The organism is Streptomyces cellostaticus (assembly GCF_001513965.1).
Classification (GTDB): domain Bacteria; phylum Actinomycetota; class Actinomycetes; order Streptomycetales; family Streptomycetaceae; genus Streptomyces; species Streptomyces cellostaticus.
This window is the reverse complement of record NZ_KQ948023.1, coordinates 305,333-324,773: the sequence shown is the minus strand read 5'-3', so window position 1 is coordinate 324,773 and position 19,441 is coordinate 305,333. Positions and strand designations below refer to the sequence as shown.

Sequence of the window (19,441 nt, the reverse complement as noted above, 5' to 3'; positions counted from 1 at the left end):
ATTGACACCGTGGGTCTGCCGGGAGACGCCGGATCGTCGGGCGGCAACCCGCTTAAGGAAGCTAGTGGCCGCATGACAGAACGTGCTCGAAGGATCGACATCCTAGGACCGGCCGAGGTGGCCCGGGCCGCGGAAGAGCTCGCCGACAGCATTCGGCGTGACGTGAAGATAGCCACCAAGCTAAAGGAACTCACCATGTCGACGGTTCCGGAGGCGACCGAACGCGTAACCACCGAAACAACGCCAGCGATGGCAGCTGCCCGGGAGGCTATGCAGGAGGCTTCGAGGCAAATGCGAGAGCTCGTGACGGAAGCAAACCAAAGCGGTCGACCGCTCCATGAGGACCCGCGTACAGCAGCGATATTCGAGAATGCCGAACGAGCCCAGGAACTCGTCGCCGCTGCAATCGCTCGGGCGAATCAGGACGGCGACGAGTTTTCCGCGTTCCTTGACCAAGCGACTGCGATCGTCGATGAGCTTAAGCACAACCAGGAAGCCCGTGCTGGTATTCGCGAGCGGTTCACGACCGCCGCGAGGCGCACGCTCGCTTCCACAGCTCCATCCACTCCATAGCGAAAGTCGAGCGCTTCCGCCGGCAGCTCACGCTGTGCGTCGGCGCGATGACGGGCACGCCCTCCCTGGGGATGACTCGGCGTGCATCCTGACCGATGACCAGCACAGCTACTGCTCGAGGGACACCTCTGGGACGTTGGCTCTAGCTGCTGTTCTTCTGACTACTTCCAACCGTCGAGCGACACCTGAAGGCCGCCTCGGAGATAGCAGCGGAGGGCGCTGGCCGTGGTGTCCACGAACTCCTCTGGGATGTAGTCGGTGTCGACCCAGCAGACTTGGGCGTGTTTGCGGGGTTCACGGTTCTCGGGTTCGCCGGTCCATTCGTGGGCGACAAAGACGACAGTGAGGAAGCCGTTGGGGGCTTCGACGCCCCAGGCGCCGTGGATGATGTGGGCGACCTTGAGGGACTCGGGCTTCACGGTCAGCCCGGTCTCCTCGTAGAGCTCACGTACAGCGGTTTCCGTGATGGGCTCGCCAGGCTCGCTCTTGCCGACAGGGAGATCCCACATGCCCTGGGCGAACTTCGCGTGCTCGCTGCGCTGGAGGAGGACGACGCGGTTGGTGGCCTTGTCGTGGACGATGACGGCGGCGACCAGGAGGGTCATGGATCCGAGGGCAGGCTTCAGCCCTTTGGGCTGCTGGCGAACGCTCATGTCCGCAGGTCCCTGATCATGACCGCGTATACCGGCGAGTCGGCGAACGGCTGCTGCTCGCCGACCTTGACGTACCCCCACGACTCGTAGAGTGCCTGCACCTTCGGGTGCGTCACGTCGACCAGTAGTACGGCGAGGTCTTCCGTGCGCTCTTTCAGCAGCGCTTCGTGGAGTCGTTCGGAGATGCCCTGCTTGCGCCAGCGTGGGCGCACCATGACCTCGGACACGGCGTAGGTGGAGGTGTAGCCGTTGTTCGGCTCGTAGCCGGTGGAGCGCCACCACTCGCGGCCGGGGGCCAGTGGTGCGCCATAGGCGAAGCCGGTCGGGTCTTCGATGTCGTACGCCACCACGCAGGAGAAGCCCTCCATACCCGTCCAGTGGTCGACGAACCAGGCGAAACGCTGATGGAAGGGGTCGTCCATCTGGTCGGCGTAGGCGTCGGCATGTACGTCGATGAGCATCTGCCGGAAGCCTTCGGGGAGGTCTCCGTGCTGGAAGTGACGCAGGTCGGTCACGCTCGACTCCATTCGGTTCGCATGCGGTCTGCCCAGTCTCGTGCGTAAGAGGTGGAGGGGGCCATGGTGAACAGCCCGCGGTGGAAGTCGCCGATGAGGGTGCGCATGCGGCCGGGCAGAGGGTCGCTGTCCATGATCGTGAACACGGCGGTGGCTGTGGCCGTGCCCCGTTCGGCTTCTCCTTGGTGGAGCTGAGCAAGGGCGAGCTGAGCGGTGGCAAGAGCCCTGTTCCGACGGAACGCACTCGGAATCCTTGCCAGCGCTCGGTGGGCCATGGCTTCTGCGTGGGCGTGGCGTCCGCTGTTGAACTGCACGATCGCGGCCAGGTGGTTGAGTTCGGCCTGGCCGTAGAACGCTGTCCAGCGCGGGCGCTCGCACTCCGCCACCTTGATGAAGGTGTCCTGCGCCAATCCGAGGGACCGCAATCCGGCTCGTCCGTCGCCGAGAGCCGCGTAGGCGAGGGCTACGCGGACCCGGCCCAGCGAGTCGAAGAACGGGTCGTGACGAGCCGCCGAGGAGGCTTGCGCGGCCTGTGCCGCCGCCAATGCCTCCGGCCAGTTCTGCCGCTGGTAGGCGAGCATCGAGAGGTTCACCCACACACGCATCTCGGTCGGACCGTCCTGCGAGAGGCCGGCGAACGTCGCCGATTCGTTCAGGTAGCCCTGGGCCTGGTCGAGGTTACGGACGTCGATGCACGACCAGGCGGCGATAGTGGTGTACTCGGCAGCCAGCGCGTACAGCGCCCGGCGGACACGTTCGCCGGCGTTGCGCTGCTGTAGTTCCAGTACCTTGTTACGGCCCTGCACGGCGGCCTTCTCCAACGCTGAGTGGCCGCCCTGGCGGTCGTCGGCTTCGACAAGGGCGTTCACGCCGGCGGCGACCCGGGCCACATCCGACATGCCGACCGTACGGCGCTGGGCCACCAACGGAACAGCGGCGGCTGCGGCACCGGTCGCCGAGCCGAGGAAGGTGCGACGCCGCACGGGGTCCTCCTGCGGATGTTGCATGGTGCGTGGTGCGCTGAACCCTAAGTCCTCGACGGAACAGCCGAACACCCTCTCTAAAGCCGCGCACGTACGTCCGATGGGGCGACGAGACGTTCCGTTCAGGAGATTGCGCACCGTGCGGGAGGAGACGTCGCCAGGCCGACCGGTGATCTCTGCCAGCGCAGCGTTCATCTGACCAGCCAATTCGTCCTGGGTGAGCCCGAGTTCCTCCATCCGGCCCTTGAGGGCGGCGTTCGCTCCCATGGAACCGACCGTAGTCCCGCGTGCACTGACCGATCCAGACCCCAGGTCACCGGAGCGTAAAGTCTTCCGGTTTTCCGCAGGCGGTTGGGACGCGACCTTTCCTGTTCCTCGTCAGCTGAAGGTCGTTGACTCGGCATCAGCCGTTGAGCGGGCGAGGTTCCCCCTACCCGCCCCATGACGGCCTGGAGGAAAGCCTGCCCCGGCGCACCCCGTCGCGGGGGCGGGCGTCCCAGCCTCGGAGGGATGACCCCGTGACCATGACCGCCGCCAAACCGACAGCGACAGGCATTCCGGGCTACACCGAGACCGTGCCGTGCGAACCGGAATCCGCGTGCCGCGCACGCCTGCTTGTCTCCGCCGCTCTGAGCACTTGGGGCATAGGCGAGCTGGCAGAGGCTGGGACGCTGGTCGTGTCGGAACTGATCACCAACGCCGTCAACCACACGCGGTGTCGCGTGGTCCGTGTGGTGATTCGACGCGAGACGGCTGAGGTGGTTCGGATCGGCGTCGCAGACAAGTGCCGTGCCACTCCCGAGCCGGCCGACCCCGACAACGACTCGGAGGACGGCCGCGGTCTTCTCCTCGTGGAGTCACTGAGCTGGCGATGGGGCTACGACCTGCATCGCTGGGGCAAGCTCGTCTGGGCCGAGCTGCGGGTGCCGGCCTCGTGCTGACTCCGCGCGTGGTCTTACGGCTCATGTCCTCGGAGGAGCTCATCGACCGCCCGCGCCCGGACGCGTGCGTAGAAATCGCCTTCGGCCCCGTGCCTGACGCAGCGACAGTGCCGGAACCTCTCCGCATAACTCCAGTCGATCTACTGCGGCTCCACGTCGACTCGAGTCTGGCGCTCGGAGAGATCCACGCGGAGGCACAGCGTGCCGAGAACGCGTGGCAGCGGCAGCTCGGCCACTGGTACGGCGACGGCCAGCTGGCCGTAGAGGCGCGTCCAGCGGACGTCAGTCTTCTCCACCGAGTCCTCGACGGGCTGCGGCGCCTCGACTCGGTTCCGACGCAACCCGGGCGCCTCCGGCGCCCATGAGACCCCCGCTCGGGCGGTTCCGTCCCGGACGCGCCCGAGCGGGTGAGCAAGTCACATCGAAGGATCAGGAACTTCCGACAGGAAGGAAGACCGTGTTCAACTACATGGATCGCTTCCCCACGGGCAGCCCGCTGCCACAAGGACACCTGACCGCAGCTCCATGGGGGCTGCGGCGCCTCGCCCCGTACCCGCCCGTCGAGGGCCCGGACTACGCGGCGGTGAAGCTGGACCCGGAGACGCAGACCGCCCGGTACTTCGACGCCTCGGGGGCACCCACCATGTCCCCGGGTCACGGCACGTCCTCCGGCACCAACCCCGCGACCGGCACCACGGGTCAGGGAGACCGCGCCGGCGGTGACGCCCCCGACAGCGACACGGGGAACGACACCGACCAGTGACTTTGGTGACGAACGACGATCGTCCGGTCCTGGTCGTCACCAACCTCGACGACCCGACCGCGGACTTCGTGATCGCCGAGCTGCACGACCGGGGTGTCCCGGTCGTGCGGTTCGACTCCGGTGACTTCCCCGCCACGCTGTCGTGCTCGGCCGCCATCGGCGGCACCGACAGCTGGCGGGGAAGCGTGCAGACCCCGAGCCGACGCGCCGAGCTGGGTGGCGTGCGGTCCGTGTACTACCGGCGCCCCTCCGGGTTTGCGTTCCCCCACCTCGACAGGCAGGACGAACGGTTCGCCGTGGCTCAGGCCCGCTACGGCCTCGGCGGCATCCTGACCTCTCTGCCCGGCTGCCTCTACGTCAACCACCCCAACCGCATCGGCGACGCCGAGTACAAGCCCGCCGGGCTCGCGGCAGCAGCGGCGGTCAGCTTCACAGTGCCGCCGACCTTGATCACCAACGTTCCCCACGACGCGCGGGCCTTCATCAAGGAGCACGGCACCGTCATCTTCAAGCCGATCTCTGTGCCGCTCTATCTGGTCGACGGCAAGGCCCGGACCGTGCCAGTGACCGAGGTGACCGTCGACGAGATCGACGACTCCGTCACCGGCACCATGCACCTGTTCCAGCAGTGTGTGCACAAGGTCGCCGACGTCCGCGTCACGGTCATAGGCGATCAGATCTTCGCCGTACGCATCGACTCCGGCCTCCTCGACTGGCGGACGGACTACAGCACGCACACCTACACGCCGCTTGCCGCGCCGCCCACGGTGGAGCGGTCGATGCGTGCCTACCTGAAGCACTTCGGGCTCGTCTTCGGAGCATTCGACTTCGCTCTGACCGACTCCGGCGAGTGGATCTTCATCGAGTGCAACCCTTCCGGACAGTGGGCATGGATGGAGCCGCCGACCGGTCTGCCTATGACCGCCGCACTCGCCGATCTCCTGGAAGGAGGCATCCGTGGCCAGTGAGACCGACATCGAAACGGTCGCGGTCGATCTCCGGCGCCGCCTCGCCGGACAACTGCAGGAGGACGGCTGGCTGCGGTCGCCCGCCTGGCGTGCCGCCGTCGAGGCCACTCCTCGCCACCTGTTCATCCCGCGGTTCTACCGGGAGAGCAACGCTCCCGGCGTCACCACCTGGGAGCCAGTCACACCGGAAACCGTCGGCCAGGAGGAGTGGCTCCGTCTCGTCTACACCGACGAGACATGGATGACCCAGTTCGACAGCCAGGACATCGACTGGGCCGACCCGAAGCCCGTCAGCAATGCCGCCCCCACCTCATCGTCGACCTTGCCGAGCCTCGTGGTTCGGATGCTCGAAGACCTGGACGTGCAGGACGGCATGAACATCCTGGAGATCGGCACCGGCACCGGCTACTCCACAGCACTCATGTGCCACCGGCTCGGCAGCGAGAGCGTGACCTCGATCGAGACGGACGATGGCGTGGCCCGTCGCGCCCGCGAGGCTCTCACCACAGCCGGATACGCCCCTCGGCTGTTGGTGGAGGACGGCCGCGTCGGCCACCCGGACGGAGCCCCGTACGACCGGCTGATCGCCACATGCGGCTTCCGCAACATCCCGCCCGCCTGGCTGGACCAGGTGCGGCCGGGCGGCGTCATCCTCACCACCCTGCGCGGCTGGATGCGCTCCCTCGGCCTGGTCAAACTCATCGTGACCGGAGACAGCGCGAGCGGCTGGTTCAGCGAGGACGATCCGAGCTTCATGATCGCCCGCCAGCAGGACGCGCCGGGGAGCCTCGGCATGATTCCGGCGCCCGACGACGGAACGACGCGGAAAGCAACGTACGGGCCAGAGATCCTCAGCAGCTCCGGTCCGGCTTTCATGGCGCAGCTCGCGGCGCCGGACGCCCGCTTCTTCTCCATGGCGGTCGACGGCGGGCCAGTCAGCACGTTCGTGCTGGACAGCGTCACCGATTCCTTCGCCGTCCTGGCACCCACGAAAGGCGGCTGGCAGGTCCGCCAAGGTGGCCCGCGCCGCCTGTGGGACGGGGTCGAGACCGCGGTGGGCACCTGGGAGGAGTACGGCTCGCCGAGCACCGCCGCGTTCGGTGTGACGGTCTCCCGCGGCGAACAGGTCGTCTGGCTCGGGAATCCGAACGGCCCGCAGTGGCCGCTACCCTCCTGACACAGCCGCCGCAGACGCGAAGAAGGCCAGGATGGATGACGAGCCGCTGAGGGACTGGGCGGAACGCCGCGACGCGAAGATCGGCCGACTTCGCGCCGTACCCGTCGTCTCCGGCGACGGCCCCAGGGCATCCCATCTGAACCCGGATGCACCCCGCGCCATCGAGCGCTGGAACGGGCACATGTGGGAGCCGTACGGTTTCGCCGCCACCCTGGCCGAGGCCAAGGCCATCCTGTACCCGGAAGCCAGTGAGCCGCCGCCCGCAAGCCCGGTGCCGAAGCCGCTCGGCTCCGGCACCGGCAAGCACCGCAAACCCCAGGCCCCCAGGTCGGAGGACGGCGGCCAAGCGCAACGGTGATCAGGGCGTACAGCGCTTGATGCCTACCGGTGCTGTCGGTGCTGCTGTTCGGTAGGGGGCATCACCGCTACTGCGGTCTGGGAGTTGCGGCTCTGCTGCGTGAGGACCGGGCTTGCGACGGTGGAGCGTCGGCGGGCGGCTTCAGCGCGGCGGTTTGGTGCTGGGTTTCGGCCGGTGTGCTGAATGCGGGTGATCAGGACGCGGGCGGGTTGGCGGGCGGTGGTCAGCTCGCGATGAGCTGCGGCTTCCTTGAGGAGGCGGTGGGGTTGATGGCCGCGGGCCTCAGCGTCGGCGAGGAGGGTGGCGAGCGCGGGCCACGCCTGGTCGGCGATGATCCGCTTGGCGTGATCGACCATCGCCCTGACCTCGGACACGTACACGAGCCTGCTGCCTGAGCTGGACCGTGAGATCGCCGAGAAGGCAGCCAAGCTGGTTCCTCGCTCTTCGACAGGGCAACCGCAGAAGCAGCGACCGAACACGGCCAAGTCGGCCAGCCAGAAGAAGGAGATCTCCACACCGCCAGCTTCAGTCGAGGTCGCCCGTTCCCACAAGGTGCTCCATAAAAGCGGCGGCGATACGCGGGCGCGTGGCATGCGGGACGGGTGCGTCCGGGATGTCGGCCTCCAGACCCCACTCCGTGTTGAACATGACGGCCAGGCCAGATGGCACCACGTGATTCCTGAGCCACAGGACGAACCTCGCCGCTGACTGTGCGGTGCAGTCCTTGACGGAGACACCTTCAGGAGACAGCAGCGCCATCCCTTCCATCTGCTCGTCGTCCAGGGTGATCCCAAAGTGCATCGACGACCCGCTGACGGGACCGTCGGACCCGTCGTCGATCCGGATGAACTCGTCAGGGTTGCGTTCCCGGAGCAGGGATTCCAGGCCCTCGTAGGTCAGTCCCCAGCTCTGCCCGTTCGACGGGGTGAAGATGTACATGGTGCGCAGTTCCGCGATCTGCTCCGGTTCCATGGGGGTCTGCTTCCTGTGCGAGGGGGGTGTCCGGGGTCAGGGGACGTAGCGTGCATGACCCTTGACGCCGTAGGCGGCCATCATGATGCGCCAGTACTGGACGGCTTCCTGGTTGTTGGTGACCGTCTCCACTCCGCGCATCTCCTTGTTACGCGGGTCGCCGAGCGCGGCGGCGTACTTCTTCAGCTCGTCACGATCCGATCGGTAGAGGAAGTCCTTGTACCCGTTCTCGTGGTTCATACGGAGTTCCTCGAGTGAGCGGTAGCACCGCTGGTTCGGCTTGTTGACGTACTTCGCCTCGACGGCCATCCCGTCGGCATCGCGAAATCCGTCCACCATGAGCGTGCTGTTGACGCTGTACCCGGACGGGATCGGCACTTCGTACTCGGGATAGCCGGCCACCCGCAGTTGGTAGGCGACCTCGGCCGGCTTGCCGCCCGAGACATCGCCCTCACGCAGGGAGTTCAGCCAGGTCTGGAAGTTCCTTTGTTCCCCGGGTTTGAGCAGCGGGAAGCGCGGGTCCGGCGGGTTCTCCGGAGGGATCGGCTGGACACGCGGACCGTTTGCCGGGCGGTACGCGGCCGGCACCAGGGTCGGTACACGGATCAGCGGACCCAGGAACGGCGGCAGGCTGGGCAGGAAGCCACCGTTGTCCGGCTGCGGCATCGGCACCCGCTCCTTGGAGCTGTCCAGTGCCGCCGGGATCTTGCCAAGGGAGGCGATCCGCATGTCTCCCGCTATGAGCTCGTGCAGGCCACCGTCGTGGCCGTCTCCTCCGAGACTCGGCTGCTCCCACGGCCAAAGGTTCTCGGTGGGCGAGGTCTCCTCGTACGGCAGCCGCCGTTTGGCGGTCTCTATGTGATCGGCATAAGCGTCGCACGCGTTGGCGAGCATCTTGCAGGCCACAGGAAGGTTGGCCATGAGGGTCTCATCCTCGCCAACCTCACAGGGCGGCGGATTCTTGCCGACGAACTTCTTGAAGAAGCTCTCGACCTCGCTCGCTGTCTCACCAGCCTGGTCGAGCGTCGCGGTCTTCCACGCGGTCTCCGAATCCCAGTAGGCGTCTTCCAGGATCTTGGCCGCCTGGCGCCATGTCTTGGCCACAGCACGGAGCTTGTGAGGCTGTCCGAGGAAGCGTTCGTTGAAGAGGTACTGGTCGATGCCGCTGGTCTCGCCGACGACCTCGGGCAGGTCCTCCGCGTTGTGACTGGCACGTGGATCGCAGTCCGGGCCGGACGGCTGCGCACCGATCCCCATGGCCTGCGGACTCTTCCCCAGGAGTTCCGCCGCGACCTTGCTCTCGTGCCTCAGAAACTCCTCGGACGCCTTGAGCAGGGCACCAGCGCCGTTGGCCATCACCTGGTGAGCGAAGCCGGACTTGTCGAACACTGTCGTGACGGCTTCCTTGTACACCTTGGCGAAAGCCCGCCCCGCCTCGTTGTCGCCGGCCATGCCGCCGTTTTCGCTGAGTTCCGTGAAGAGCAGACCCAGCATCTCGTAGATGAGGTCACGCAGCCCCACCATCGACCAGGAAGCGTTGACGAAGTTCGCCGTCTGATGCTGAAGATCCAACGTTCCCCCATGTCACCGCCACCTCTCGAGACCGTACATGCTTGCGAACCGGGAACGCACGGAGGGTAACTGGCCGTTCTGCCTCCCCTCCAACACCGGGGACAACACACGGAGGAGCCCACGTCTACGGCCCTGTGGCTACTCGTCCAGCAGCCACCGAACCGTCCACCTCAGACCGCAGCCGATCCGCAGGCCGCGAGCACTCCCGCTCACGCATCGCTCACGCAAGGGCCCGAAAACGAAGCAGCGCTCGGGTCAGCCGAAGCCGACCCGAGCGCTGCACAGCAGGTCAGAGGAGGTTTCCCCTCTCCTGCAGCCGTAGGCCCTGTGGGACTCGAACCCACAACCAATGGATTAAAAGTCCACTGCTCTGCCAATTGAGCTAAGGGCCCAGGCGATGTTGCCTGTCTGAGCATAGCCGGAGCGGGCCGTGTCTCCGATCGGGTATCGGGGACACGGCCGCGTCGGGTGGGCGGAGCGGGTGGGTGTGGCTACTTTTCGACCGGCTCGGGAGCCGGGGTCCGGGCCGGGTTGAGGAACCAGCGGCGGGCCGAGGCCAGCCACCAGGCGGCCGCGAAGCCCAGGACGGCCAGGACGGCGGCCGGGGCGTAGTTGAAGGTCTTCCAGGTGACCGGGGAGACCTGGGGGAGCATGAAGAGGACCGTGATCACGGCCACCCAGGTCACGGAGACGATGCCGACGATCCCCGACCAGCGGCCCAGATGCCAGGGGCCGCGTTCGAAGGCGGCGCCCTTGCGGATCCGGAGGAAGGTCGGGATGACGTAGGCGATGTAGAGGCCGATCACCGCGATCGATGTCACCGCCGCGTAGGCCGTCGAGTTGATGAGGTAGGGCAGGCCCAGCGCGAGAGCCGCGAGTGCGGCCAGCCAGACTGCTGCCACGGGGGTGCGGGTGCGGGGGCTGACGGTGTGCCAGACGCGGGAGAAGGGCAGCGCGCCGTCGCGGGAAAAGGCGTAGATCATGCGGCTGTTGGCGGTCACCGAGGCCATGCCGCAGAAGAGCTGGGCGCCGATCACCACGAGCAGCAACAGCTTGCCCGTCGTCGCTCCCAGCGCGTCCAGGAGGATCTGGGCGGGGGGCGCGCCGGTCGGGGACGCCAGTTCCTTGTCGTACGACTGGATCGCGTACGTGAAGCCGAGCAGGAGTACGAAGCCGGCTATCCAGGACGTCCAGATCGAGCGGACTATGCCTTTCGGGCCCGCCGTCGACGCGTCATGGGTCTCCTCCGTCATGTGGGCGGAGGCGTCGTAGCCGGTGAAGGTGTACTGGGCCATGAGGAGGCCCAGGAGGACCACGTAGAAGCCGCTGCCCCAGCCTGTCTCGTTGACGAACTTCGTGAACACGAAGGACGTCGACCGGTGGTGGTCGGGGACGAGGGCGAGCGCGCCGACGATCACTGCGACGCCCAGCACGTGCCACCACACGCTCACGCTGTTCAGGAACGCGACGATCCTGACGCCGAAGGTGTTCAGGAGGCCGTGCAGGACCAGGATGGCGGCGAAGAGGAGGACCGTTCGGCCCGGGGTCACCTCGAAGTCGAACTGGAGGTTCAGGTAGGCGCCGAGGAAGGAGGCCGCGCCGAAGTCGATGCCCGCCGTCACGGCCACCTGGCCCAGCACGTTGAACCAGCCCGTGAACCACGCCCAGGCCGCCGCGGAGCGGGGCGGGGCCAGCCGGTGGGCCCAGAAGTACAGGCCCGCCGAGGTCGGGTAGGCGGAGCAGATTTCGGCCATCGAGAGGCCCACGAACAGCGTCATCAGTCCGACCGCGACCCAGCCCCAGGTGATCACCGCGGGGCCGCCGGTGATCATGCCGAAGAGGTAGAGGGTCAGGCAGCCGGACAGGACCGAGATGATCGTGAAGGAGACGGCGTAGTTCGAGAACGCCGACATACGGCGGGCGAGGACCTGGGTGTAACCGAGCTGGGCCAGCCGTTCCTCGTCCGACAGCCCACTCACTCTCGCGTCATCTGTCATGCCCCCAGCAATTCCCTCGCCGGGGGCGTGACATGCGTCACAAGTTGGCTAAAAGAGGCCCTTGTAGGCGCCCCAGCCGCTGCCGATCTTCACGCGCGCCGAGAACGACCCCTTCCCCGTGCCCGCGTTCCGGTAGAGGTTGCCCGCGGTGTCCCGGGAGACCAGGTCGTTCCTGCCGTCGCCGGTGATGTCGCCGACGCCCACGATCGCGTTGTAGGAGCGGCCCCAGCCGGCGAAGACCTTGACCCGGTCCTTCAGGCCGCCGGTCCCGGTGCCGTCGTAACGCCACAGCGTGCCGGACCGGTCCAGCGCCAGCACGTCGCCGATGCCGTCACCGGTCAGGTCGCCGGCGCCCACGATCTTCGCGTAGCCGTTCAGGGTGCGGATCTTCACGCCGGCCTTGAGCTTGCCGGCGCCGTCGTTGGCGAACAGGTACACGTCCCCGGTCGACGCCTTGCGGGCCAGCAGGTCGGTCCGGCCGTCCCCGGTGAGGTCGCCGGGCGCGGTGAGGACGTCGTACGCGTTCCAGCCCGTGCCGAGGGAGGTGTGGCCGCTCGACGGGGTGTACGAGCCGTCGCACTTTCCGGTGTAGCGGCGCAGCTCGCCGCTCGGCATCCGGATCAGCATCTCGGCGCAGCGGTCGCTGCCCATGTCGCCGAAGGGCACGGCGACGGTGCCCGCAGGCCAGCCCGAACCGGTGCGCTTGAAGTCGAAGGTGCCCTTGCCCTCGGTGTAGTGGAGCGTCAGCCCGCCCGAGGAGCTGAGGGTGGCCAGCTCGCCGTAGCTGTAGCCGTCCTGGTCGTGGAAGCCCTGCCGGCCGCCGATGAGCGCGAGCGTGCCGCTGGTCGAGTAGCTGCCGGTGCCCTCGGCGGCGCTCGCGGTCAGGGTCCAGGTCTTGCGGCCGTTGTACGCGTAGGCCCCCGCGTCCGTCTTTCCGTCCCAGGACACGTCGATGGCCGTACCGCTGCCCTTGACGGTGCGTTCCGTGCGGCCCTGCTCGTCCTTCACGGTGAAGGTCCAGTCGGCCGGCTTGTTCAGCTGCCAGGTGCTGTCCCAGGTGCTGCTCGCGCCGTTGCGGCCCTTGGCGTCCAGGGACGTGTCGTCCAGGTCCGACTCGATCTTCACGAGCGGCTGGGTGGGCACACCGCTCGGGACGATCCGGATCGCCTGGTCGGGGCCGACGTAGGCGATGTCGCCGCCGAACTTGTCCACGCTCCAGGTCAGCCGCCGCTGGTCGGCACTCTCGCCCGCCGGGAGGTCGGCCACCGCGCGTGCAGCGGACGCCGAGCCGGTGTGGAAGTCCGTGAGCATCAGCCTGCCCGCGCCGCGGTCGTGCTGCACGAGGTAGCCGTCGCCGACCAGGGCCGGACCGGAGGGAACCGTGACGGCCTTCTTCGCCGTACGGTCGTAGACGCCCGCGGCACCGGCCGGACCGCAGTTCCAGTAGATCCAGCGGCCGACGGCCTGGAGCTCCTTGACCGTGCAGGGCGCGCCGGTGGAGAGCGTCTGGACCGTCTTCTTCGTCTCCAGGTCGTACCCGGTGACGGTCCCGTTGCCCGAACCCGGCGTCCACAGCACCGAACCCCACACGGAGGCTGCGGTGATGGAGCGGGTCAGCCGCACGTCCTCGTTCCGGAAGGGGTTCACCGCGTCGACGTACTGCTTGCCGGTGGAGGCCGCGTCGTAGACGAAGTAGCGGCCGGTGGCGTCCACGAAGCGGCCGCCGGTCACCGCCGGCTCGTCGCCCGAGTGGTAGGTGTCCTTGGACAGCCATATCTGGGCCCGCTCCTTGCCGGTCTCGTCGACCTGGAAGTAGCCCACGTGCCGGTCGCCGGTGGAGCGCAGCGGTACGCAGGCCCCGGCGTCGCACGGCACCTGCTGCAGATGCGTGCCGTCTCCGAAGGGGCCGGCGAACCCCCGGTAGGTCTTCTCCAGCACCGTGGAGCCGTCGGGCGAGATCTGCCGCCCGATCACCCACTGGACGCCGCTGGCCGTGCGCTCCACGGTGGTCAGGAAGCCGCCGGAGTAGTCGAGGCCCCGCACACCGTCCGTCTGGACGGGCGTGGGCGTGGTGTCCGCGGCCGCCGGGCCCGCGGTGGTCAGCGAGCCTGCGCCCAGGGCGGCCAGGCCCGCGAGGGCGATGGCGATCCGGCCGCGCCGGACCGTGGAAAAGCGGGCGCGTGCACGCCGAGACAAGGGTCCCTCCCCAGGGAAGCGAGAACGGCACGGCGGCGGCGTTTTCCCCCTCGGCCGCCCTGTCCATGCCAAGTGAGCGGATGGTAGCAACCGCTTCACCTTCAGCGGTAGGTAAAAAGATGGGCCACGGAGACAACGCAAAGGGCCCGTACGAACGAAGTCGTACGGGCCCTTGTCAGATCACTCGGCGTCAGCCGGTGGCCTCAGGCTGCGTCAGCCGTTGCGCTTCCAGCGGGGCTTGTCCTCGCGGCGGCCGAAGGAGCCGCCGGTGCCGCGGTGGTCGTCACGACGGCCGTAGGGGCGGTCGTGACCGGCCGAGCGGAAGCCCGGGCGGTCGTCGCGGCGCTCGCGGTTGAACGGACGGTCGCTGCCCCGGTGCCCGGCTCGCTCGTCGCGGCGGAAGCCCGGGCGGTCGTCACGGCGCTCGAAGCCACGGCCACCCCGGTCGTCACGACGCTCGAAGGAACGCCCACCACGGTCACCGCGGTCGTCACGGCGCTCGAAGCCACGGCCACCGCGGTCACCCCGGTCGTCACGGCGCTCGAAGGAACGGCCACCGCGGTCGTCACGGCGCTCGAAGCCACGGCCACCGCGGTCACCCCGGTCGTCACGGCGCTCGAAGGAACGGCCGCCGCGGTCGTCACGACGCTCGAAGCCACGGTCGCGGTCCCGGTCGAACGGGCGGCGGTCGTCACGACGCTCGAAGGAACGCCCACCGCGGTCACCGCGGTCCTCACGGCGCTCGAAGCCCCGCTCGCCACGGTCACGGTCGAAGCCGCGCCGCTCCCGGCGGTCGTACGACGCCGGACGCTCCTCGCGCTCGGTCTCGCGCTCCGCCGGCTCCTCGGTCACGGACGCCTCGACCACGGCCTCCGCCGCGGCCGCCTGGGCCTCGGCGACCGCCGTCTCCGGGTCCTCGCCGCGCTCGCGGGCGACCCGGACGACCAGCCGGTCGGCCTCCTCGCGCAGCTCGGTCGCGCGACGCTGGGCGCGCTCCAGCTGCTTGGTGAGCTGGGAGACCTCGCGCTCGGCCTGCTGGGCGGCGTTGTTCGCCGACTCGGCCTGGACCTCGGTCATGGAGCGGGCGCCGGTGATCTCGGCGACCTCCGGGTCGAAGGTGCCCGCGCCCTGGATGATGTGACGCGCGGCGTCGACGCCGGCGTCCTCCATGAGGCGGAAGATCTGGCGGCGCTGGTGCGGCAGGGAGAGGGAGACGACCGTGCCGGTGCGGCCGGCACGCGCGGTGCGGCCTGCGCGGTGCAGGTAGTCCTTGTGGTCGCCGGCCGGGTCGACGTTCAGGACCAGGTCGATGCCGTCGACGTGGATACCGCGCGCGGCGACGTCGGTGGCGACGAGGACGTTGACGTACCCGTCCTTGAAGTCCGCCAGCGTCCGGGTGCGGGCGCCCTGGGTCATGCCGCCGTGCAGCGCGTCGGCCTTCGCGCCCGCCTCACGCAGCTGCTCGGCGACACGGTCGGCGCCCAGCTGGGTGCGGACGAAGATGATCGTGCGGCCCTTGCGGGAGGCGATGGCCGCGGTGACCGGCGCCTTGTCCTTGGGCTTCACGATGAGGATGTGGTGGGACATGGTCGTCACCGCGCCCTGGGCCGCGTCCACCTCGTGGGAGACGGGGTTGTTCAGGTAGCGGTCGACGAGGGTCTGGATCTCGTTCTCCATGGTCGCGGAGAACAGCATGCGCTGGCCGCCCGCCGGGACCTGGTCGAGCAGCTCGGTGACCTCGGGCAGGAAGCCCAGGTCGGACATCTGGTCGGCCTCGTCGAGGACGGTGATCTGCACGTCCTCCAGGGAGCAGGCGCCGCGGTTGATGATGTCGCGCAGACGGCCCGGGGTGGCGACGAGGATGTCGACGCCGCGCTCCAGGGCGTAGATCTGGTTGCCCATCGACGTACCGCCGCAGACGACCTTCATCTTCAGGCCGAGGACGTCGCCGTACGGCTGGAGGGCGTCGGCGACCTGCATGGCCAGCTCGCGGGTCGGGGTGAGGATGACCGCGCGCGGCTTGTGCTTCTGGGTGCGGCCGCCGGCCAGGGTGGCCAGGGTGGGCAGACCGAAGGAGAGGGTCTTGCCGGAGCCGGTGCGGCCACGGCCGAGGATGTCCTTGCCGGTCAGGGCGTCCGGGATGGTCGCGGCCTGGATCGGGAAGGGGGTGGTCACGCCGTTCTGTGCGAGCTTGCGCACAACACCCTCGGGGAGGCCGAGGTCGGCAAAGGTGGTCTGGGGGGTGTCAGTGGTCTCGGTGACCTCGGTCACCAGATCGTCGTCCTGAGTGTTCTCGGACATGACGATGTGATCAGTACTGGACACGGACATGCGAATGCGAAACCTTCCGGAGTCTCTTCGGCACGCGCCCGTCAACTCCGTGATTCGCTCACGACCGCCTCAATGCGGTCCGCCACGGCAAGGGAGAGTACGCGCCACACGGCGCGCTCTGTGGTGGCGCCGGGCAAATGGGATCAAACGATCTACCACCATACGCACCCACCACCCCCTAACGCAAACCGAGCCCGTATCCCCAGGTCACCGCCTACGCGGGCGACCCCGCCTCAGGTGCCGGCTCACGCTGGGCCAGCTGGGTTCCCGTCTCCTCGTGGGCCGAGGAGGACGGTTCGGCGGACGGCGGCGGGGGCGAGGCGGGCGTCGGCTGTTCGGTCGGCGTCGGCTGCGGCTCGGGCGTCTGTGTGGGAGTCGGCTCGGCCGTGTGCGTAGGAGTCGGATTCGCGGTCTTTCCCGGCTTCCCCGGCTTCGGCGGCGGCGCCGGCACGCTGTCCGTCGCGGACGGAGTGACCGAGGGCGAGGCCGACTCCCCCGGCTTCGCCTTGCCGCCGTGCCCGCGCTTTCCGTCCCCGGAGCGGCCGCCGTAGCCGAGGCCGGCCGGGCCCGCCACCGGACCCCCGTCGGGCGCCTCACCGCCCCGCTGCCCCGCCGAGTGCGAGGGCCTGGCCCGGCCGGCGTCGTCACCCACGCTCACACAGCCGGCGGCGGCCGTGAGGGCCAGCACCGTGACGGCCAGACGGACGGGTACGTACAAGGGGCGCACGGCGGCCACCTCCGGAGGCAAGAAAGGGAGTCAACCTCCCCAACTCCCGCCGCCCACAAGAGGACACGCGCCGCGCCCGAGTCGTCCTGCCCCGCCGGTCACCCGCGTCCCCGCGCCGGTCACCCGTAGCCGAGCGCATGCAGCCGGGCGTCGTCGATGCCGAAGTGGTGGGCGATCTCGTGCACCACGGTGACCTCGGTCTCGGCGACGACGTCCTCGCGGCTCTCGCACATCCTGAGCGTCGGCCCCCGGTAGACGGTGATCCGGTCCGGCAGCACACCCGCGTACCACTCGCCCCGCTCGGTCAGCGGCGTTCCCTCGTACAGCCCGAGCAGCTCCGGATCGTCCGCAGGCGGTTCGTCCTCGACGAACACCGCGACGTTGTCCATCAGCCGCATCAGCTCCGGGGGAATCCGGTCGAGCGCCTCGCCGACCAGTTCCTCGAACTCCTCGCGCGTCATCTCCAGCACCTGGTCATTGTCCGGCACGAGGGGCCGTACGAGTGTGGCGAACCGTCGCATATCCGCGCCGGAGCGTGGGCATACGGCACCAATGGCCCGCGTCCGCGTCCCCGTCGCAGCCCTCCGCAGCCGCCGTACCCCCAGCGCCCCGCCCGCCCTCCCCGCCCTGGAGCCGGCGGCCCGCCCCCGGCCCTGGCTCAGCGCCCTCGGCCTCACCGCGGTGGTCCTCGTCGGCGCCTGGCTGGGCCTGCTGATCGTCGGGAACGTACGGGCGCCGGTCGGCCCGATGAACACGACGATGGCGCTGCGCCCGTCCCTCACCGGCGGCACGAAGATCAACGTCTCCCCGCTGGGCGCGCTGACCCTGGACAGCCATGTCGCGCCCGTCCGCCTGGACGTGAACGTCGACCAGCTCGACCCGCTCCGCTCCCAGGCCCTGGTCGACCACCCCGAGCGGCTCTCCGGTCTCCAGGACGAGGTCGCCCGGGACGTCGAGCACGGCACGCTCGACCTGGCCGTACGCTCCTCGGTCGCCGTGGTCTCCGGGGCGACCGCCCTCGGCCTCGCCGTCTACCGCCGCCCGCGCCGGGCCCTCGCGGCCGGCGGACTGGCCCTCACCCTGCTCGCGGCCTCCGGCGCGACGGCGTACGCCACCTGGAACCCGAAGTCGGTCCTGGAGCCGAAGTTCTCCGGCCTGCTGTCCTCGGCACCGTCCCTGGTCGGCAACGCGCGCAACATCGTCACCGAGTTCGACGTCTACCAGAAGGAGTTGGCGCGCCTGGTGACGAACGTGACGAAGCTGTACGACGTCACGTCCACGCTCCCGGCCTACCAGCCGGACCCCGCCACCCTCCGGGTCCTGCACGTCTCGGACATCCACCTCAACCCGGCGAGCTGGAAGATCATCGCCTCGCTGGTGGAGCAGTACAAGGTGAACGTGATCGTCGACTCCGGCGACACGATGGATCACGGCACGGCGGCGGAGAACGGCTTCCTGGACCCGGTCGAGGACCTGGGCGCGCCCTACGTCTGGGTCCGCGGCAACCACGACTCGCGCGTCACCCAGCGCTACCTGGAGCGCATGAAGAACGTGCATGTCCTGGACGACGGCCGGGCCCAGACGATCGCGGGCCTGCGCTTCGCGGGCATCGGCGACCCCCAGTTCACCCCCGACCGCTCGGTGACGCCCGGCGGGAACGCCGCCGAACAGCTGGCGGGCGACCGCCTGGCCACGGCCCTGCGCGACCAGCGGGCGGCCGGCACCCCGGTGGACGTGGCCATCGCGCACGAGCCGTCCGCCGCCCGGGAGACGGACGGCGAGGTACCCCTGGTCCTGGCGGGCCACCTCCACCACGAGGGCACGGAGGTCATGAAGTACGGCACCCGGCTGCGGATCGAGGGCTCGACGGGCGGCAGCGGCCTGCGCGCGGTGGAGGGGAAGCACCCGGACCCGATCGAGGCCTCGATCCTCTACTTCGACCGTGACAGCCGCCGCCTCCAGGCCTGGGACGAGATCAAACTGGGCGGCCTGGGCCTGACGACCGCCGAGGTCAGCCGCCACCTGCCCAAGGAGAACCAACCAGGTGCGACCCCGGCCCCCTCCTCGCCTTCGCCATCGAGGTCGTAAACCGTTTTGGCGATACCCCCCGCCATCCCATATGCTTCTCACGTCCCCGACGCGCTGAGAAGCGCCCAGGCGGGCCGATAGCCCTCATCGTCTAGCGGCCTAGGACGCCGCCCTTTCAAGGCGGTAGCACGGGTTCGAATCCCGTTGGGGGCACGCAAAACCGTGTGCGACACTGTTGCACACACAAGCTTGGTCCTGTGGAGCAGTTTGGAGTGCTCGCCACCCTGTCAAGGTGGAGGCCGCGGGTTCAAATCCCGTCAGGACCGCTGGGGTTTCACGTGAAACCCCGTGGCTGGGTAGCTCAGTTGGTACGAGCGATCGCCTGAAAAGCGATAGGTCGCCGGTTCGACCCCGGCCCCAGCCACAATTCAGAAGGCCCCGTTCAGCAGAACGGGGCCTTCGTCGTATCGACCCTTGGCACCGGGGGAGGCAGCCATGGAAGACGACTTCCGGGGTTTCGACATCGCACGACGCGGCTACGACCGCGCCCAGGTGGACGCCTATCTGGCCCGCCTGACCACAAGCCCGGCATCCGGAGCACCGCCCGTTTTCGACATCGTCCGACGGGGGTACGACCGAGCGCAGGTGGACGCACGCGTGGAGCAGCTGCGGAGCAGGGGATGAGGA

Annotated in this window: 19 protein-coding genes, 4 tRNA genes and 2 pseudogenes; 12 read left to right on the top strand and 13 right to left on the bottom strand. The window is 68.8% G+C overall.

Annotated elements, in window-relative coordinates; translation table 11 throughout:
• Nucleotides 1-573: hypothetical protein (locus AQI88_RS45990; RefSeq protein WP_208615835.1), on the top strand; the 573-nt coding region annotated here is incomplete at its 5' end.
• A gap of 161 nt (nt 574-734) precedes the next feature.
• Here the strand turns inward: AQI88_RS45990 and AQI88_RS19965 are convergent.
• Genes AQI88_RS19965 through AQI88_RS19955 form a run of 3 tightly spaced genes read right to left on the bottom strand, consistent with a single transcriptional unit; the run spans nt 735 to nt 2,991 of the window.
• Nucleotides 735-1,226 carry an NUDIX domain-containing protein gene (locus AQI88_RS19965; protein ID WP_067000867.1) on the bottom strand — a complete coding sequence of 164 codons (492 nt, stop codon included), beginning with the start codon at nt 1,224-1,226 and terminating at the stop codon, nt 735-737.
• Complete coding sequence (locus AQI88_RS19960) at nt 1,223-1,753, bottom strand: GNAT family N-acetyltransferase (RefSeq protein ID WP_067000864.1); 531 nt, start codon at nt 1,751-1,753, stop codon at nt 1,223-1,225. Before AQI88_RS19960 ends, AQI88_RS19965 begins: the two co-directional genes overlap by 4 nt.
• On the bottom strand, nt 1,738-2,991 hold the full coding sequence (locus AQI88_RS19955) for a helix-turn-helix domain-containing protein (RefSeq protein ID WP_067000861.1): 1,254 nt from the start codon (nt 2,989-2,991) through the stop codon (nt 1,738-1,740). The genes AQI88_RS19960 and AQI88_RS19955 overlap by 16 nt, the downstream gene beginning before the upstream one ends.
• 257 nt (nt 2,992-3,248) lie before the next feature.
• On the opposite strand from AQI88_RS19955, the gene AQI88_RS19950 reads away from it, so the two are divergent.
• A complete protein-coding gene (locus tag AQI88_RS19950; protein ID WP_067000967.1) occupies nt 3,249-3,665 on the top strand; it encodes an ATP-binding protein in 417 nt (138 codons plus the stop codon).
• 140 nt (nt 3,666-3,805) lie between these two features.
• Here the strand turns inward: AQI88_RS19950 and AQI88_RS45985 are convergent, their stop codons facing one another.
• Entirely contained in the window at nt 3,806-4,006 is a 201-nt protein-coding gene (locus AQI88_RS45985) for a hypothetical protein (RefSeq protein WP_067000858.1), read from the bottom strand.
• Nucleotides 4,007-4,122: 116 nt separating this feature from the next.
• Here AQI88_RS45985 and tgmA point away from each other — a divergent pair, with 116 nt between their 5' ends.
• From tgmA to AQI88_RS19925, 4 genes are read left to right on the top strand one after another with little or no spacing between them, the layout of a single operon-like run.
• Nucleotides 4,123-4,428 (top strand): putative ATP-grasp-modified RiPP, encoded by a 306-nt coding sequence (gene tgmA, locus AQI88_RS19940; protein ID WP_067000855.1) that lies wholly within the window; start codon nt 4,123-4,125, stop codon nt 4,426-4,428.
• Between the two features lie 5 nt (nt 4,429-4,433).
• A complete protein-coding gene (gene tgmB / locus AQI88_RS19935) occupies nt 4,434-5,396 on the top strand; it encodes an ATP-grasp ribosomal peptide maturase (protein ID WP_067000964.1) in 963 nt (320 codons plus the stop codon).
• On the top strand, nt 5,386-6,573 hold the full coding sequence (gene tgmC, locus AQI88_RS19930; protein ID WP_067000852.1) for an ATP-grasp peptide maturase system methyltransferase: 1,188 nt from the start codon (nt 5,386-5,388) through the stop codon (nt 6,571-6,573). Before tgmB ends, tgmC begins: the two co-directional genes overlap by 11 nt.
• Nucleotides 6,574-6,604: 31 nt before the next feature.
• Nucleotides 6,605-6,931: a DUF6087 family protein gene (locus AQI88_RS19925; RefSeq protein ID WP_067000850.1), complete on the top strand. Its 327-nt coding sequence runs from the start codon at nt 6,605-6,607 to the stop codon at nt 6,929-6,931.
• A gap of 23 nt (nt 6,932-6,954) precedes the next feature.
• On the opposite strand, the pseudogene AQI88_RS19920 reads toward AQI88_RS19925, so the two are convergent.
• A pseudogene (locus AQI88_RS19920) lies at nt 6,955-7,320 on the bottom strand (mobilization protein); the annotation flags it as partial.
• Between AQI88_RS19920 and AQI88_RS47795 the strand changes: the two are divergent.
• A pseudogene (locus tag AQI88_RS47795) lies at nt 7,280-7,375 on the top strand (tyrosine-type recombinase/integrase); the annotation flags it as partial. The pseudogenes AQI88_RS19920 and AQI88_RS47795 sit on opposite strands and share 41 nt — an antisense overlap.
• An 81-nt stretch (nt 7,376-7,456) precedes the next feature.
• Here AQI88_RS47795 and AQI88_RS19915 read toward each other — a convergent pair.
• From AQI88_RS19915 to AQI88_RS19880, 8 genes are all read right to left on the bottom strand, one after another.
• Complete coding sequence (locus tag AQI88_RS19915; protein WP_067000844.1) at nt 7,457-7,903, bottom strand: hypothetical protein; 447 nt, start codon at nt 7,901-7,903, stop codon at nt 7,457-7,459.
• Nucleotides 7,904-7,939: 36 nt separating this feature from the next.
• Entirely contained in the window at nt 7,940-9,475 is a 1,536-nt protein-coding gene (locus AQI88_RS43270) for a restriction endonuclease fold toxin-2 domain-containing protein (RefSeq protein ID WP_244184227.1), read from the bottom strand.
• Nucleotides 9,476-9,794: 319 nt separating this feature from the next.
• Nucleotides 9,795-9,867, bottom strand: a tRNA-Lys gene (locus tag AQI88_RS19905).
• Between the two features lie 99 nt (nt 9,868-9,966).
• Entirely contained in the window at nt 9,967-11,472 is a 1,506-nt protein-coding gene (locus tag AQI88_RS19900; RefSeq protein WP_067000841.1) for an amino acid permease, read from the bottom strand.
• 48 nt (nt 11,473-11,520) lie between these two features.
• Nucleotides 11,521-13,668, bottom strand: coding sequence for an FG-GAP repeat domain-containing protein (locus tag AQI88_RS19895; RefSeq protein WP_067000838.1), 2,148 nt, complete (start codon nt 13,666-13,668; stop codon nt 11,521-11,523).
• Between the two features lie 213 nt (nt 13,669-13,881).
• Entirely contained in the window at nt 13,882-15,999 is a 2,118-nt protein-coding gene (locus AQI88_RS19890) for a DEAD/DEAH box helicase (protein ID WP_067000835.1), read from the bottom strand.
• A gap of 214 nt (nt 16,000-16,213) precedes the next feature.
• Nucleotides 16,214-16,726, bottom strand: a complete 513-nt coding sequence (locus tag AQI88_RS19885) for a hypothetical protein (protein WP_067000958.1) — start codon at nt 16,724-16,726, stop codon at nt 16,214-16,216.
• A gap of 119 nt (nt 16,727-16,845) precedes the next feature.
• Nucleotides 16,846-17,196: a metallopeptidase family protein gene (locus AQI88_RS19880; protein WP_067000955.1), complete on the bottom strand. Its 351-nt coding sequence runs from the start codon at nt 17,194-17,196 to the stop codon at nt 16,846-16,848.
• 82 nt (nt 17,197-17,278) lie between these two features.
• Here AQI88_RS19880 and AQI88_RS19875 point away from each other — a divergent pair, with 82 nt between their 5' ends.
• From AQI88_RS19875 to AQI88_RS19855, 5 genes are all read left to right on the top strand, one after another.
• Nucleotides 17,279-18,814 (top strand): metallophosphoesterase family protein, encoded by a 1,536-nt coding sequence (locus AQI88_RS19875; protein ID WP_067000832.1) that lies wholly within the window; start codon nt 17,279-17,281, stop codon nt 18,812-18,814.
• Between the two features lie 80 nt (nt 18,815-18,894).
• A tRNA-Glu gene (locus AQI88_RS19870) sits at nt 18,895-18,967 on the top strand.
• Nucleotides 18,968-19,005: 38 nt separating this feature from the next.
• Nucleotides 19,006-19,080, top strand: a tRNA-Asp gene (locus AQI88_RS19865).
• Between the two features lie 24 nt (nt 19,081-19,104).
• Nucleotides 19,105-19,178 (top strand) — tRNA-Phe (locus AQI88_RS19860).
• Between the two features lie 71 nt (nt 19,179-19,249).
• Entirely contained in the window at nt 19,250-19,438 is a 189-nt protein-coding gene (locus AQI88_RS19855) for a DivIVA domain-containing protein (protein WP_067000829.1), read from the top strand.
• The last annotated feature ends 3 nt before the right edge of the window (nt 19,439-19,441 follow it).